This window comes from Microcoleus sp. B4-C1, assembly GCF_036705285.1.
GTDB lineage: Bacteria > Cyanobacteriota > Cyanobacteriia > Cyanobacteriales > Microcoleaceae > Microcoleus.
Genome location: NZ_JAUBUC010000027.1, coordinates 1 through 14,160, shown reverse-complemented (window position 1 = coordinate 14,160; position 14,160 = coordinate 1). Strand labels below are relative to the sequence as shown.

Annotated in this window: 12 protein-coding genes and 1 tRNA gene; 9 read left to right on the top strand and 4 right to left on the bottom strand. The window is 46.0% G+C overall.

The genetic code is table 11. The features are described 5' to 3' along the window. Positions 1 to 70 precede the first annotated feature (70 nt). On the top strand, positions 71 to 1,006 hold the full coding sequence (locus QUB26_RS13260; RefSeq protein WP_333253292.1) for a fused MFS/spermidine synthase: 936 nt from the start codon (positions 71 to 73) through the stop codon (positions 1,004 to 1,006). Positions 1,007 to 1,380: 374 nt separating this feature from the next. On the opposite strand, the gene ccmS is transcribed toward QUB26_RS13260, so the two are convergent. From ccmS to QUB26_RS13240, 4 genes are all read right to left on the bottom strand, one after another. Beyond that, positions 1,381 to 1,812 (bottom strand): beta-carboxysome assembly chaperone CcmS, encoded by a 432-nt coding sequence (gene ccmS / locus QUB26_RS13255; protein WP_333238582.1) that lies wholly within the window; start codon positions 1,810 to 1,812, stop codon positions 1,381 to 1,383. Positions 1,813 to 2,119: 307 nt separating this feature from the next. Beyond that, the gene (locus QUB26_RS13250) at positions 2,120 to 3,388 is read right to left on the bottom strand and encodes a transposase (protein ID WP_333318373.1); all 1,269 of its coding nucleotides are present in this window, start codon (positions 3,386 to 3,388) and stop codon (positions 2,120 to 2,122) included. A gap of 89 nt (positions 3,389 to 3,477) precedes the next feature. After that, positions 3,478 to 5,283, bottom strand: a complete 1,806-nt coding sequence (locus QUB26_RS13245; RefSeq protein ID WP_333238578.1) for an ABC transporter ATP-binding protein — start codon at positions 5,281 to 5,283, stop codon at positions 3,478 to 3,480. Positions 5,284 to 5,490: 207 nt separating this feature from the next. After that, positions 5,491 to 6,330, bottom strand: coding sequence for a prephenate/arogenate dehydrogenase (locus tag QUB26_RS13240; protein ID WP_333318371.1), 840 nt, complete (start codon positions 6,328 to 6,330; stop codon positions 5,491 to 5,493). Between the two features lie 38 nt (positions 6,331 to 6,368). On the opposite strand from QUB26_RS13240, the gene QUB26_RS13235 reads away from it, so the two are divergent. The 8 genes from QUB26_RS13235 (at position 6,369) to QUB26_RS13200 (ending at position 14,132) form a co-directional block, all read left to right on the top strand. Continuing rightward, entirely contained in the window at positions 6,369 to 7,931 is a 1,563-nt protein-coding gene (locus QUB26_RS13235; protein WP_333055793.1) for a pentapeptide repeat-containing protein, read from the top strand. Positions 7,932 to 8,027: 96 nt separating this feature from the next. Continuing rightward, positions 8,028 to 9,590, top strand: coding sequence for a pentapeptide repeat-containing protein (locus tag QUB26_RS13230; RefSeq protein ID WP_333238575.1), 1,563 nt, complete (start codon positions 8,028 to 8,030; stop codon positions 9,588 to 9,590). Between the two features lie 205 nt (positions 9,591 to 9,795). Then, on the top strand, positions 9,796 to 11,325 hold the full coding sequence (locus QUB26_RS13225) for a pentapeptide repeat-containing protein (protein WP_333318369.1): 1,530 nt from the start codon (positions 9,796 to 9,798) through the stop codon (positions 11,323 to 11,325). Positions 11,326 to 11,347: 22 nt separating this feature from the next. Next, positions 11,348 to 12,856 carry a helicase C-terminal domain-containing protein gene (locus QUB26_RS13220; protein ID WP_333318367.1) on the top strand — a complete coding sequence of 503 codons (1,509 nt, stop codon included), beginning with the start codon at positions 11,348 to 11,350 and terminating at the stop codon, positions 12,854 to 12,856. Between the two features lie 65 nt (positions 12,857 to 12,921). Next, complete coding sequence (locus QUB26_RS13215; RefSeq protein ID WP_333055789.1) at positions 12,922 to 13,134, top strand: DUF2839 domain-containing protein; 213 nt, start codon at positions 12,922 to 12,924, stop codon at positions 13,132 to 13,134. A gap of 125 nt (positions 13,135 to 13,259) precedes the next feature. Then, positions 13,260 to 13,331 (top strand) — tRNA-Val (locus QUB26_RS13210). Positions 13,332 to 13,521: 190 nt separating this feature from the next. Next, on the top strand, positions 13,522 to 13,887 hold the full coding sequence (locus QUB26_RS13205) for a hypothetical protein (RefSeq protein WP_333238569.1): 366 nt from the start codon (positions 13,522 to 13,524) through the stop codon (positions 13,885 to 13,887). After that, a complete protein-coding gene (locus tag QUB26_RS13200) occupies positions 13,884 to 14,132 on the top strand; it encodes a putative toxin-antitoxin system toxin component, PIN family (protein ID WP_333318365.1) in 249 nt (82 codons plus the stop codon). Before QUB26_RS13205 ends, QUB26_RS13200 begins: the two co-directional genes overlap by 4 nt. Positions 14,133 to 14,160: the final 28 nt, after the last annotated feature.

The window sequence follows — 14,160 nt, the reverse complement described above, 5'->3', positions numbered from 1 at the left end:
AGAGTTTTGAACTGACGCACCTTACTAATTTTGACAAGCTTACCTTAGTCCTAATAAAATTTAAAATCAGATGATGGATCGCCCCCAAAATTGGCAACCTATGAATTTAGCCGCCATTCAGCAGCGGCTTACTTGGCTGCAACAACAGCCGGATGGAATCATTTTTTGCAAAGAGTCGGGTGTTCACTATGTTGCAGTCACAAAAGATCGATCGCACATTAAGCTATCTTTAGTAGAAAAAGTAAATCGGCAAACAGATTTACTGCAATCTATTTTCGATTTCAACAATCCTTTACATCTAGTGTCTGAATATACTCAGGCGATGATGTTGGGTTTAGTGTGGCAAAGCCAACCTCAAAGAATCTATATGGCTGGATTTGGCGGCGGCAGAATTCCCTTAGTTTTGCACCACTATTTGCCGGAAACTATTATAGAATGTGCGGATGTAGACCCGATCGCGATCGAAGCAGCTACAAAGTGCTTTGGGGTAAAATTGGACGATCGGCTAACTGTAACAATTCAAGACGGCAGAGAGTATTTAGAGCAGCAAAAATCCGATACTCAATACGATATCATCATGATAGACGTAGCTTTTGGCAACGGCTACTTTCCCCACCGCCTATCCACCAAAGAATTTTATCAAATCTGCGAAAAACACTTGTCAAGCGAGGGAGTTGTGGTAGCAAATATGCTGCAAAGAGATCAGTTTTATGCGGAAAAAATCAAGACTTTTCAAAGTGTGTTTTCTCAGGTGTGCGTGTGTGTTTGCCAGGAAAGTAATAGCATTTTGATTGGTAGCAACAGCCAGATTTTGGAGAAAGATGAGATTGTTGCTAAGGCAAAATATTTGCAAGATAGCCATCAATTTTCCTTTCCATTAACAGACAGGGCGCTTGAGGTAAAAGTAGGTAGAGAATTGGCGGAGGCTGTACCTACTTTAGACAAAGCTCAAATTTTGCATGACGATTCGCCGCCCGCTGGTTATTTTGATTGCTGGTTATTCTGATATTTATAGTAAGTCCGGGTTTACTCTTTGTGGAACAGGCCGGAAAGCCTGTTGCTGATACAATGTTGAGATCACCCAGGGATTGAAACAGACTGGGGGATAAAATTGCCCTCTAAGGATCGCGAATTAAATAACTTACAATTTTAATTGTTATTGTGGAAGTTATTTAATTCTCATTCCTAAGTGCGATCGAATATAACCATCGACAATAGGGCAACTGACGACACAACATTGCCGTTTCCCTACGCCAACATAATCAATCTTCCTCGATAAGAGATATAACCATCGCCCGATTTATTTTCGGGAAACCGCACAGCGTCGTCTCCTGACTGTAGGTAATATCAATTCTCATGCCACCGGATTTGATATAACTGCTATTTCATACATTCAACCATCTGCTGTTCCAGCTTAGCCAACAATGTATCAACATCGGTTGCAGCTTCCTCAAAACAAACAGGAGGTTCAGGCTTAGGTTCAAAAAGAATTAACTTGATTTGACCTTCGCCGATCGCCAAAATCGCCACTTCCTTCTCAGGCTTGTGAGCGTTCAACACACCTACAACTTCCTGAATATGACTTCTCACTTGACGGTTCAACTCCTCAACCGCCTCTTTCTTACAATACACAAAACGCGCAGTTTCTGCAATATCAATTGCCAAAATCTCCTCGCTTTCCTCTCCCCTTTCCAGAAATAGCCCCCAAGCCAAAGCAGCCAATTCATTTTGATTAGCTTTCACAAATTTATCTAACTTGCGGCTCCAGCTATTTTCGTTGGGTTTGGACTGAGGGCTATCAAATAGAAACATTTTCTCTTCTTGTTTGTAGAAACTAATATTTTGCAGTCAGCAGTCAGCAGTCAGTTGGCAGTTGTCATTAGTTAGCATTCAAATTACTAACTATATCATGCCTGGTTGATTCGCGATCGGATAATTTTCGATCCCGTAGGGGCGGGTTTTACCAACAATCTACCCGTCAAACTAATTATCTCATAAACCCGCCCCGCCCATATACTTATGATGCTACCAGACATGATATTACCAATTCCCAATTACCAATTCCCAATTACCCAAAACCGCTGCGTTTCTATCTTATAGCTGGTAAAAGTATAGTCATTTATTGCATGACATGGGAGGCGCTAAGCCCCTCCCCTTTCACTTTTACTTTGAGCGGATCGACCCGCATTGGCCCAACTACGCAGCTCCCTATCCCATTGCTAAACGCATTTGGGATTGCTTTTCTGAGAATGTTGTACGAAGCATTCACATCGGAATTAATTAACTGACCCGTCGATGTTTTGTACAAACCTCGCTTGATCCGTTTACCAGTGAACACAGGCTCTTTTTCGGTTTTTCCATAAACAGGAATTGGGTCTAAACCTAAAAAACTGGATCGGGATGTGTAGGATTCTTCCTGTACAATTACTGTGATTCCTACCAGCCGAGCTTTGTATTCTAACATCTCAATTAATCGAGAGTGAGGAATACTGACAAAATTTTGGTTGGTTTGTTTACCTAGATTGATATCGGTTTTCCACTGTGCATTTTTGCCGATTACCAGCGTTCCCATTTGGTTCACTACCAAATGGTCAACAATCACACGACTAGCATGATGCAAGTAATTATCAACTTTCTGATTACGACAGCGAGTTAATCGCTGAATCCGGGGTGAAGTTTTGCGATTCCCTTTCAATTGGGATTGTAATCGGGATTTGCGTTTGTTGTAGAACTGGTTAATCGATTTTAATGGTCGCCCGTTAATCAACAAAGGGATAAATCCCGGCTGATTTGAAGTTAACGCTACTAAATTGTCCAGTCCTAAATCAATACTAGCTATAGAATTAGCGTTGTTGACGGTGGGCTCCGGCTCATCATAAATCACCTCAATTACATAGGAATCACATTGCGGAACCAGTCTAACTTGACAAATCTGGGTGGGATTGAGTTGGGTTTTAATTGAAAGCTCAGTGCCGGAAAGTTTGATAATTCCTTTCTTTAACTGTTTGCTACTAATTGCTTGAATCGTGTAAACGAGAAGGTTTCGCCCTTTAGTCTTATCTTTGTACTTTGGCAATTTTGGGCGACCCGTGAATCTTGAAGAGTCAGCTTTGTAAGCTTTAACGGCTTCAAAAAACGATTTCCAATTCTTGTCTAGCACCATTAAGATTTGCTGACTTACTTTAGCAGGCAAAGCCTTATATGCTTCGTGAGACTTCATCAATCGGTTCATTTCGTTGTAATTGACATAGCCCCACCCATAAATAAAACTCTGACGAATGACGTAATTGGTGGCATTGTAGAGGTTTTTGGACTTGAAAGCTAATTCGTCAATCTGGACGAAACGATGTTCCGTTGATTTAATGATGTGCCTCTCTGTTAGCTGCATTTGAGACTTCCGTTCTTTGGGCTGTGCGTATTTCTTGTTCAACACTCATAGCGATATGATACCATTATTGTTTATAATTGCTTATAAACTCAACGAAGTTTTACAATACCAGATTGCACGCGCCAGAGCGACGCATAAACTCCGTCCTGTTCGACAAGTTGTTCGTGCTGCCCCGATTCTATCACTATCCCCTCATCCATCACAAAAATGCAATCGGCATTGCGGACAGTAGAAAGACGGTGGGCGATCGCAATTGTAGTGCGATTCTTGGTAATTCGTTCGAGCGATCGCTGAATTGCCGCCTCAGTCTCGTTATCCACCGCTGAAGTAGCTTCGTCAAGGATCAAAATCGGCGGATTCTTCAAAACAGCCCTCGCAATTGCAATTCGCTGCCGTTGCCCCCCCGACAATTTTTGACCGCGTTCCCCTACAATAGTGTTGTAACCGTCCGGCAATTGCGCGATAAACTCGTGCGCTTCGGCAATTTTAGCAGCATTTACTATCTCTCGATTGGTTGCCTCAAAACTGCCGTAAGCAATATTTTCTGCCACCGTACCGTGAAACAAAAACACATCTTGACTCACCAATCCGATCGCTCTCCGCAAATCTTTTAAATTCAGGCTATTTAATTCTATACCGTCGAGATAAATATTACCATGCTGTACCTCGTACAGCCTCAATATGAGTTTCACCAGCGTACTTTTGCCGGAACCAGTAGCCCCAACAATCGCAGTAGTTTTCCCCGCCGGCAGATTCAAAGAAAAATACTGCAAAATCGGTTTTCTTTGATTATAAGAAAACGTAACATTTTTAAATTCCAACTCACCCTTAATCGAACTAACCGGTCGCCGAATATCACCCGTGCGAATTGCGATCGGAGTATCCAACAAATTCATCACCCGATTAGTCGAAGCCATAGCGCGCTGGTATTGATCCAGAGTATTTCCCAGGCGAGTCAGCGGCCACAACAACCGCTGGGTCAAAAATACCAAAACGCTGTAAGCTCCCACAGACAATCGGCCCGCCACCACCTCCAAACCGCCCAGAAATAGTGTTGCAATAAACCCCAAGAAAATCACAACCCGAATCAGCGGAATAAAAGCTGCCGAAAGTACGATCGCCCGTCGGTTGCTTTGGCGGTAAGCTTGGCTTTGTGTTTCGATGCGCTGAATTTCATAATCTTCGGAAGTAAAACTTTTAATAGTCGTAATTCCCATCAAATTATTAGATAGTTGCCCGTTCAGAAAACTCACCTTTTCCCGCACATCAGCATAGAAAGGAGCGAGGCGATTTTGAAAGGCGATCGAACCCCAAATAATAAAAGGTATGGGCAGCATTGACAGCCCAGCAACAGTAGGAGAAGCAGCAAAAAAAGCCGCACCAATCACAACAACCGTTGTAATTACCTGAATTACCTCATTAGCGCCGTCGTCCAAAAAACGTTCGAGTTGATTGATATCATCGTTGAGAATAGAAATCAAACCGCCCGTGCTACGTTCTTCAAAATAAGCTAATTCTAATTCCTGCAAATGGCTGTAAGCTTCCAGACGCAAATCGTGTTCAATATCCTGAGCCAAATTGCGCCACAAATAATCATAGGCATATTCAAAAACAGATTCCAACGTCCAAACAATCAAACTCACAAAAGTAATAATTGCCAGTTGCCAAAAGACATCTTTTATGCCCCACTCAGCGAGGATAGAATCTTGCTGTTTCACCACCACGTCAACGGCAATACCGATTAATGCTGGCGGCGCTAAATCAAAGAATTTATTCAGCAGCGAACAGATACTTGCCAGCCAAGCTTTTAGGCGGTAGCGACGCCCGTACTTCAGCAGCCGCTTTAGGGGATGCACAGGTTTTGATGGATTTGGTGATGCTTGAGAATCATTCATAAGACATGGGGCATGGAAAATAGGGCTGAGAATTAGAAATTAGTAGGGAGTTCGGCGCGCACCTTACCTGTGTTTAATTGTTAATTCTCAAAAGCCCGGTTCCTAGGCTTTAAACGTTAACACTCGCTTCATTTTAGCGACTACACCAACTATTTGCGCCTCAATCTGAACGTGAATTACTGGTTGAATTGGGTTGTAAATTTTGGATCACAAGTTGTAATTCTGTCTCGCTTGTTGAGTCAGCTTCAGCTTGTGTTCGAGACTTTGCCAATTTTCCGCTTCGATATCGCTGATGAACTCGTCGAGACTGTCGCGGTAAATAGAGAGCGATCGCAATAATTCCTCTCGATTGTACTTTGCCACCATCACTCCCAGATCGGGATTGCCACCCCCCACCCGGCTCGTATCCCGAAAACCGGAACTCGCCAAATGTTGGGCTAAATTAACAATATCCCGATCGGCCTCAAGATCGCAGGCAGCAACCAGCGTCGCGCTCGCCATGAGTGGCAAATGAGAAATCCAAGCCACAGCTCGATCGTGCTCTTCCGGTTCACATCGGTAAACTTTAGCACCCAGCAACCGGGCAATTTCCTCAACCTTATCCACTGCAAGCGCCGGCGTTTGGGCAGTCGGCGTCACCACATAAGGCCGGCCCACAAACAAATCCGGTATCGCCGCCTCAATCCCGCTTTCAGCAGTCCCCGCCATCGGGTGTCCCCCTACAAAATTCGGCCACAGAGAAGACACAGCCTGCACTATGGGTGTTTTTACGGAACCGACATCGGTTACAATGGTATCAGGGGAAAGATACGGAACTAAGTCTCGGACGATCGGCTCGATCGACCCCAGTGGCGTGCAAATAAAAACCACATCGGCTGCTGCCATCAGAGACAGGTTTATGCTGGCTTCATTGACAACACCGCGAGCTTGCGCCCGATCGCAAGTCTGCTGCCGACTCGAAACCCCCAAAACATTAAACCCGCGCGATCGTAAATCCAGCCCGATCGAGCCACCAATTAAACCCAGTCCGACAATACCGATATTCATAGCAATAAAATGGGGATATTTGATACGGTGCCGCCCCCATGACAGTCGAGGAACTCCTGAAGAAATATGCCGCCGGAGAAAGAAACTTTGCCGGAATCAACCTGACTGAGGCCAACCTCAGCGGCGTCAACTTGAGCGGAGCCAACCTCAAGGGTGCGAATCTGAGTGTAGCAAACCTGAGCGGAGCCAACCTCAGCAAAACCAACCTCACAGGTGCAAAACTCAACATTGCCAGACTCAGTGGCGCCCATCTAGGCGGCGCCGACCTCACCGACGCCGACCTCAACGTCGCTTACCTAGTGCGAGTTGACCTCAAAAAAGCCATACTCATAGGAGCCAAACTGATCAGAGCCGAGCTCATTCGAGCCGAACTCAGCGGCGCAAACCTCAGCGGCGCAAACCTCAGCGGCGCCACCCTCACCGAAGCCACCCTTCGAGGAGCCAACCTCGCTCAAGCCAACCTTCGAGGCGCTCACCTCAGCGGCGCGTGCTTGACAGAAGCCAACCTCGAACAAGCCAACCTGCAAGGAGCCGACCTCAGCCGAGCCGACCTCAGCGGCGCCGACTTGCGAGGCACAGAACTGAGACAAGCCAACCTAACTCAAGCCGTACTCAGCGGCGCCGACCTCAGCGGCGTCAATTTGCGCTGGGCAATACTCAGCGGTTGCAATCTCCGCTGGGCCGACCTCAGCGAAGCCAAATTGAGCGGCGCCGACCTCAGCCGAGCCGACCTCTGCCACGCCAACTTGCTGAATGCCAGCTTAGTGCACGCCGACCTGACAAATGCCTATCTGATCCGCGCCGACTGGATTGGAGCCGACTTAACCGGAGCCACCTTAACCGGAGCCAAACTCCACGCAGTTTCGCGACTGGGCATCAAAACCGAAGGCATGACCTGCAAGTGGGTCGATCTGAGCCCCAACGGCGACCACAGCCAAATTTACTGGTTGAACTCAGGAGGAACCCACGAATTTTTTCACGAAACCTTGCCCACAGTTCGGATTGTAATTGACTCGCCCTTAGACCAAGGCGCTCATTTTGCACTAGCTGCAACTTATTACCAAATTGCCCAACAATACCCGAGTTTAAGTCAGCCTCCCACGATCGAAGTCAGCTCCAGACGCACCGTACTCGCCTTTAAAATGGACAGCGACGATAAATTATTTGCCACCGCTTACGTTGCCATCATTCCTTTTAACGACGCTGCCATAACTCAAAAAAACCTAATAGCTTTGATGAAAATGATTCAATCCCACGATGCAGGCAAACTTAACGTCAAAGAATCTAAACACGTTCAGTTATGTAGCAAAGCTCTCAACCAAGCTATCAGCAAAGTAGACCAAATAAAAATTTCCAGTTCTTTTCCAAAAATCGGCGAAAGCATCAATTTCTTTCAAATTCCCACACAAATGATCTTAATTAATTCCCGCGACCAAAGACTCAGCGTATATCACCACCCAGCCTTCGGCAAGCGCCTGATTAAAAAATACGACCCAAGTAACTCAACCTCTGGCAAGTTAGCCGAGATCGCAAAATTGGCTCAAACTAATATCAGTAGCATTTTGGATTTTATAAAAGGCTTCCACAATATAGATGTTTAAGCATATTGCATCAAGTTACAGAAAATGCTTATTCTAGTTTAAAGGTTGGCACAACAAAGCTTTGTTCTAGCTAACACATCAGGGAAATTCAAAAGCATGGATGCCGAAGAACTCATCACAAAATATGCAGCAGGAGAAAGAGACTTTACTGCCATCCTCCTTTGCGAGGCAAATCTCAGCAGGATCGATCTCAGCGGGGCTAATTTCAGTGAGGCAATCTTAAGCCTCACCAACATGAGTGGCACCAATTTGTCAAACGCCAACATGAGAAAAGCCAAACTCAATGTTGCCAGACTCAGCGGTGCCAATCTCCACAAAGCCAACCTCAGCGGCGCTATCCTCAACGTGGCAAACTTGATTCGAGCCGACCTCAGCGAAGCCCAACTCGTCGAAGCTACACTGATCAGATCCGAACTGATTCGAGCCAACCTCAGCAGTGCAAACTTGAGCGGCGCAAATCTCAGCGAAGCAGATTTGAGAGAAGCAACCCTCAGAGAAGCCAATCTAGAGCAAGCCGACCTCAGCGGGGCTCACCTTAGAGGCGCTTTTCTAACAGCGGCCAACTTGGAACGGGCCAACTTGCACAGAGCCGACCTCAGCAGGGCAGACTTGCGAGGAGTCAACCTCTGCAATGCCGAACTCAGACAAGCTAATCTGTCTCAGGCCAACCTCAGCGGCGCTGACTTGCGAGGCGCTAATCTCCGGTGGGCTGACCTCAGCGGGGCGAACCTGACCGGTGCTGACCTCGATGAAGCGAGATTGAGCGGGGCCAACTTGTACGGGGCAAATTTGAGCAATGTCAATCTCTTGAACGCTACTCTGGTACACGCGGATTTGACTCAAGCGAATTTGATTCACGCTGATTGGGTGGGCGCCGATTTGACGGGGGCGGCCCTGACGGGGGCAAAAATTTACGCGGTGTCGAGGTTTGATGTGAAAGCAGATGACATTACCTGCGATTGGGTTGACCTCAGTCCTAACGGCGATCGCAGCCACATTCAGCGCTTTACCCCAGAAGAATCTCAAAGGTTTTTCAATGCTACACCGCCGACAGTTCAAATTATTGTCGATCGACCCCTCGACCCGGATGCTAACTTTGTCCTTGCAGCTACCTACCGCCAAATTGCCCGTCAATACCCTGCTTTGAACCATCCTCCCAGTATCGAAGTTAATTCTCGACGCACAATCATATCATTTAGAATAGAACAGGACGAGCAACTATTTCCCACAGCTTTCGTGGCGATTACTCCCTTTAGTGATGCAGCATTTACTCAGAAAAATTTGATGACTCTGATCAAGATGATTCAACCCCAAAGTGGTAATAACTTGGGTGTCAGAGTCTCAAATATGGTAGTGCAATTAAACGTTGCCCTGACCCAAACAATGAGAAAAATAGGGGAAATGAAAATTCAGCCGATTCGCCTCGATCGCGAACCGATGTCAAGTTTTTTCCAATCGCCTACCCAAACTGTACTGGCTAACTCCAGCGCCGAAAGTTTGATGATTCACTATCACCCAGACTTTGGCAGAAACTTGACCAATTTGCCTGGAGTCAACAAAACCTCTATCAGTCCTGCAATTAAAGCCCAAAGATTTACCACCCCGCCGCTAAATACTGTCATTGAGTTTGTCAAAAGCTTTTATCAGCTCGGTGAGTAAATACTATAAATGAATTTGATATTATTTCTATTTATGCTGTTCGGCATTTAAAGGACTTGCGTAAGGTGCGTCAGCATCTAAGGTTTTCCGTTTCAGCGTAAGGGTTCTAGCTGACGCACCCTACTAGCCTCGTTACTGGTTTAAATGCTCCACAGCTTATGCCATAAAAAAGTGAGCCGATTGCCATTTCATTCAGGTAAAAAAAATGGAAGCTGAAGAACTGCTCAAACGATTTGCAATCGTCAAAAGATACACAGAAGGTGACAGAGATTTCACAGGAATGAACCTGAATGAAGCTAATCTCAGCCGCATCAACCTCAGCCAATCAATTTTAAGGCGGGCTAGCTTATTTGTCACCAACCTCAGCGGCGCTAATTTGAGCGACGCTAACTTGAGCGAAGCTAACCTGAATGTGGCTAGACTCAGCAGTACCAACCTGTCGCGGGCAATCTTAAACGGGGCGACTCTCAACGTAGCAAACTTAGTCAGAGCCGATTTAAGTGCAGCTCAATTAATCCGAGCATCCCTGATTAGAAGCGAATTAGTCCGCTGCGAACTCAGCAAAACTAACTTCAGCGGTGCTAACATGACTGAAGCAGATTTAAGAGAGGTAAAACTGACGGAAGCTAACCTGTGCGGTGCTAATCTTTCCGGTGCAAATCTCAGAGGTGCTTCGGCTGCTTCAGCTAACTTTCAAGAAGCTAACTTGCATGGCGCAGATTTGACGAAAGCAGAACTTAGCGGCGTCAATTTGAGCAATGCCGATATGAGACAAGCTTCTTTGCAACAGGTGAATCTCAGCAGTGCCAATTTGAGCGGAGCTAACCTTAAATGGGCTGATTTGACGGGAGCTAACCTCAGCGGCGCCGATCTGAGCTTTGCTAAATTGAGCGGAGCTAACCTTAACGGAGCAGATTTAAGAAATACTAATTTAGGAAGTGCTAGTTTCGTTCACGCTGATTTGACAGAAACAAATTTGATTAATGCAGATTGGGTGGGCGCTGATTTGAGGGGAGCAACTTTAACAGGAGCAAAACTGTATTTGGTTCCTCGGTGTGGCATCATCGTAGATGATATTACTTGCCAGTGGGTTGACCTCAGCCCCGCAGGCGATCGCACTCTGATTCAACAATTTAATTCGCCGTCAGAATCGATAAAATTTTTAAATCACACGCCTGGGTTAGTGCAAATTGTGGTTGACGCACTTTTAGACTACTCAGCAAACAGCACTTTAGCAACAGCTTACAGCGAAATAGCTCGGCATTACCGGGCAATGATTTTTCCTCCTAATATTGAAGTCGGCTACCGTCGCACAACTCTAACTTTTAGATTTGAGAGCGATGAGCATTTATTGCCAGCAGCTTTTTTAGCGATTCTTCCTTTTAAGGATGCTCTACAAACTCAGAGAAATATTATGGTTATCGGCAAAAACATTGAAAGTCAAAATTTGGATGAGAAACGAATATTGCAGTTGCGTAAAGCATTGAGTACAGCTACAAATAAATTAAATGAGTTGATGAATTTGGTCTCTAATATATCACATGTGAGTCAGCCAACAAAGTTTTTTGAGTCACCTACCCAAACTATTTTAATTAGTTCGGGACAGGAGAGTTTGATGGTGAATTCTCACGGGAATTTTGGGAAGGGAGGTGCAAGTCATCAGCCGAGTAAATTCTGTTTGCCTCTCGGTCAAAAAGTAGTTGATTTTCTGGCCAGTTTTGATTATCTTGAGTGAGAAATGTCAATTTTAAAACCGATTGATTGAGGTAGAAGTCCACAACTCATTGCTCCGCTTCCTGCGATCGAACTCCGAGCCGCACTGGCCCCACCATTTAACAATGGCGCGGCTCGTGGCGCGGGCTTTGCGCTTGGGGCGCAGCGCTCTGATCCAAACAGGGCTTCCCGCTGGAGCTTACCGACAGCGGTATCGAGTCAGCTATTTGATGCCGATTTTGATGTGGCCAGAGCCTGTGATATTAGTCGCGCCTACACGGGTGATCGAGCATTTGAGAGCAGTGGAAATTCCGCGTTTGCAAGAGTGGCTGCAAACTGATAAGTCGATCGAGATTTATTCCGATAATGCCACTGGACAAGGATTGATGCTAGCAGATCCGCAGTCTTGGCTGGCGGCTCGCTTGGCGGCGAATTCGCCACTTCCGAGCAATATTCCGACAATTATCGACGGTGTGGATGACTTGGAAGTTTGGACGCGCCAGCAATTGACGGCGGGTTTGCAACCGGCTGATTGGAATGATTTAATGCAATCTCAGCCTTTGGAAGCCGATGCCATCCTCGAAGGGCGGGTAATGCTAACGCGGGCTTTCTTTAAACATCCGGCGAAACCAGAGGAGTGCTATTTGCTGGAAACGGCAGAGCAAAATATTTTGCAGGGGCTGTTTGAAAAAATCGAGCCAAACCCCCTAATTCCGGCTGCTTGGAGCAATTTTTGGCAGCGGTGGGAAACAAACGGAAAACTGCGGTGGGCGGAAATTAATCGGGAGGCTGGGTCATTTTCTCTGTTCTGCGCGCCGATTCAGGTGGCTGAGGTTTTGAGCAAAATTTGGGATTGTCAGCCTGTGGTGTTGATTGGGGGGGCGGTGGATGTGGAACCGAAGGCTCCGATCTTCCGGCAAATGCTGGGACTGCCAGAATTGACCAGCGTGAAGTTTTCGCCCGATCGACAAAGCGAATTAATTCAACTGTACATTCCCAACTGGCTGCCGCTGCCAAATACGCCGGAATTTCAGGGTGTTTTAATGGAAGAAATTCGGACTTTGCTGTTGATGAGCGCGTCGGTGGCGGGTTTAACTGTGCTGATTGTTGGTGATGTACCGCTGAAGGCTCGGCTGGCGGCAATTTTGGCTTCTGAGTTCGGTTCTAGGGTGCAGGTAGAAAAGACTGATGTGGGCGAGAATGCGATTTTGGTGACAGGGTGGGAGTTTTGGCGGGAACATCAGGGGGAATTGAGCGCGCCTCACTTGCTGGCGATGGCAACTTTGCCGCTACCTTCTTTGGAGAATCCTTTGGTGACGGCGCGTGTGGCTTATTATAAGGAACGGCGCAAGGATTGGTTTCGGTTGTATTTGCTGCCGGCGGCGCTGAATGAGTTGCAACGGGCGATCGCGCCTGTGCGAGAACGTCAAGGGGTTGTGGCGATTTTCGACAGCAGGGTGATTCACCGCAGTTATGGACAGCAGGTTTTAGCGGCTTTGAGTCCTTTTGCGAGGATTGATTATTTGGATACGACTTGGCTGACGCAGGCTTGAGATGACCTGTTGGCGTATAATTTGGTTAGGTATCCAGTTGAAATCTAATTTAGTAGACAAAGATTATGGGTGAAGCTAAGCGTCGCAAAGAGTCGATCGGCGACGAATACGGTAAAGAAGAGCGCATCCTTCCCTGGCTGCCAATCACGAAAACCCAAAGCGAAGATTTTGTGAAGTGGACAAGTCGCGGAAGCTGGATGGGGATTAGTCTTTTGGTTGTTTGGTGGATTGTAGTGCGGTTTGTCGGCCCGTCGGCGGGTTGGTGGCAGGTTAACTGATGCCAGACTCGACAAATGCCTGTATTCTTGGCATTGTGTCGAGTTTAACTCGGAAACCAGCGGCTGAATTTTTAGGAAAAATTTAGTTGCAAATTAGGACTTGGTATGGTATGGTAATTATCTGCGGGCAATTAGCACAGTGGTAGCGCACTTCCTTCACACGGAAGGGGTCACTGGTTCAAATCCAGTATTGCCCATTCAAAATTGATGGGGACTCATTAGAAATCTCCAAAAAATAAAATATCCTGTCGGAGTGCGATCGCGCAATCAAGGTTGGAGGGTGAAGCATTTGGGGATAAAATTACAGGTTTTCAACATAAATTGTCGCCCAAATGCTTGAGCCCTACAGATATCAAACGGCTGGAGATTATTTAGAGAGGTAACTTTATGATCCAAATAATTCTGAACTCAGAACAAGAAAAGTTACTGCAACAACAGTTAGAGACAGGGAAATATACAACCCCCGATCAGGTAATTACTGATGCTTTAAAAGCTTTGTCAGAAAAACAGCATCTTAATCTACCTCGGCAAGTAGTAACGATTCTTTCAGGAAAACCTGCACAAGAGTTACTCGCAGAAAAAATTAAAATGAGCCGGGAACTTAAGAAGAGTTATCAGCCCGATCCGTACAGACAAGCTTTAGCTGAAGATTTTAACAACTTATGTGAAGAAACCCAGGCTTTACACGCCGATCGTCCTTTAACTGATGAAGAAATTGCCGAAGAAATTGCAGCTTATCGGAGTGGAGAATGAGAGTTGTTATAGATACTAATATTTTAGTATCTGCGGCGATCGCTGGAAGAAAACCAGCTTCTGTTATTAGCTGGGTTATCAATCAACCTGATTATGAATGGGTAGTTTCAGAAGAAATTTTAGCAGAGTATCAGGAGGTATTAAGCAGACGAAAACTAAAATTAACAGATGTTCAGAAACAAAGATGGTTGAATTTGGGTGCATCTCAGTTTGGCAAATACATCAAATTGAAAGTTGACCGTTGAGATAAGCACAGCGAAGAGCAAGGATAGA

Coding starts and splice junctions, on each gene's coding strand:
- QUB26_RS13260 (WP_333253292.1), top strand. CDS start 71: ATGATGGATCGCCCCCAAAATTGGCAACCTATGAATTTAGCCGCCATT.
- ccmS (WP_333238582.1), bottom strand. CDS start 1,812: ATGTTTCTATTTGATAGCCCTCAGTCCAAACCCAACGAAAATAGCTGG.
- QUB26_RS13250 (WP_333318373.1), bottom strand. CDS start 3,388: ATGCAGCTAACAGAGAGGCACATCATTAAATCAACGGAACATCGTTTC.
- QUB26_RS13245 (WP_333238578.1), bottom strand. CDS start 5,283: ATGAATGATTCTCAAGCATCACCAAATCCATCAAAACCTGTGCATCCC.
- QUB26_RS13240 (WP_333318371.1), bottom strand. CDS start 6,330: ATGAATATCGGTATTGTCGGACTGGGTTTAATTGGTGGCTCGATCGGG.
- QUB26_RS13235 (WP_333055793.1), top strand. CDS start 6,369: ATGACAGTCGAGGAACTCCTGAAGAAATATGCCGCCGGAGAAAGAAAC.
- QUB26_RS13230 (WP_333238575.1), top strand. CDS start 8,028: ATGGATGCCGAAGAACTCATCACAAAATATGCAGCAGGAGAAAGAGAC.
- QUB26_RS13225 (WP_333318369.1), top strand. CDS start 9,796: ATGGAAGCTGAAGAACTGCTCAAACGATTTGCAATCGTCAAAAGATAC.
- QUB26_RS13215 (WP_333055789.1), top strand. CDS start 12,922: ATGGGTGAAGCTAAGCGTCGCAAAGAGTCGATCGGCGACGAATACGGT.
- QUB26_RS13205 (WP_333238569.1), top strand. CDS start 13,522: ATGATCCAAATAATTCTGAACTCAGAACAAGAAAAGTTACTGCAACAA.
- QUB26_RS13200 (WP_333318365.1), top strand. CDS start 13,884: ATGAGAGTTGTTATAGATACTAATATTTTAGTATCTGCGGCGATCGCT.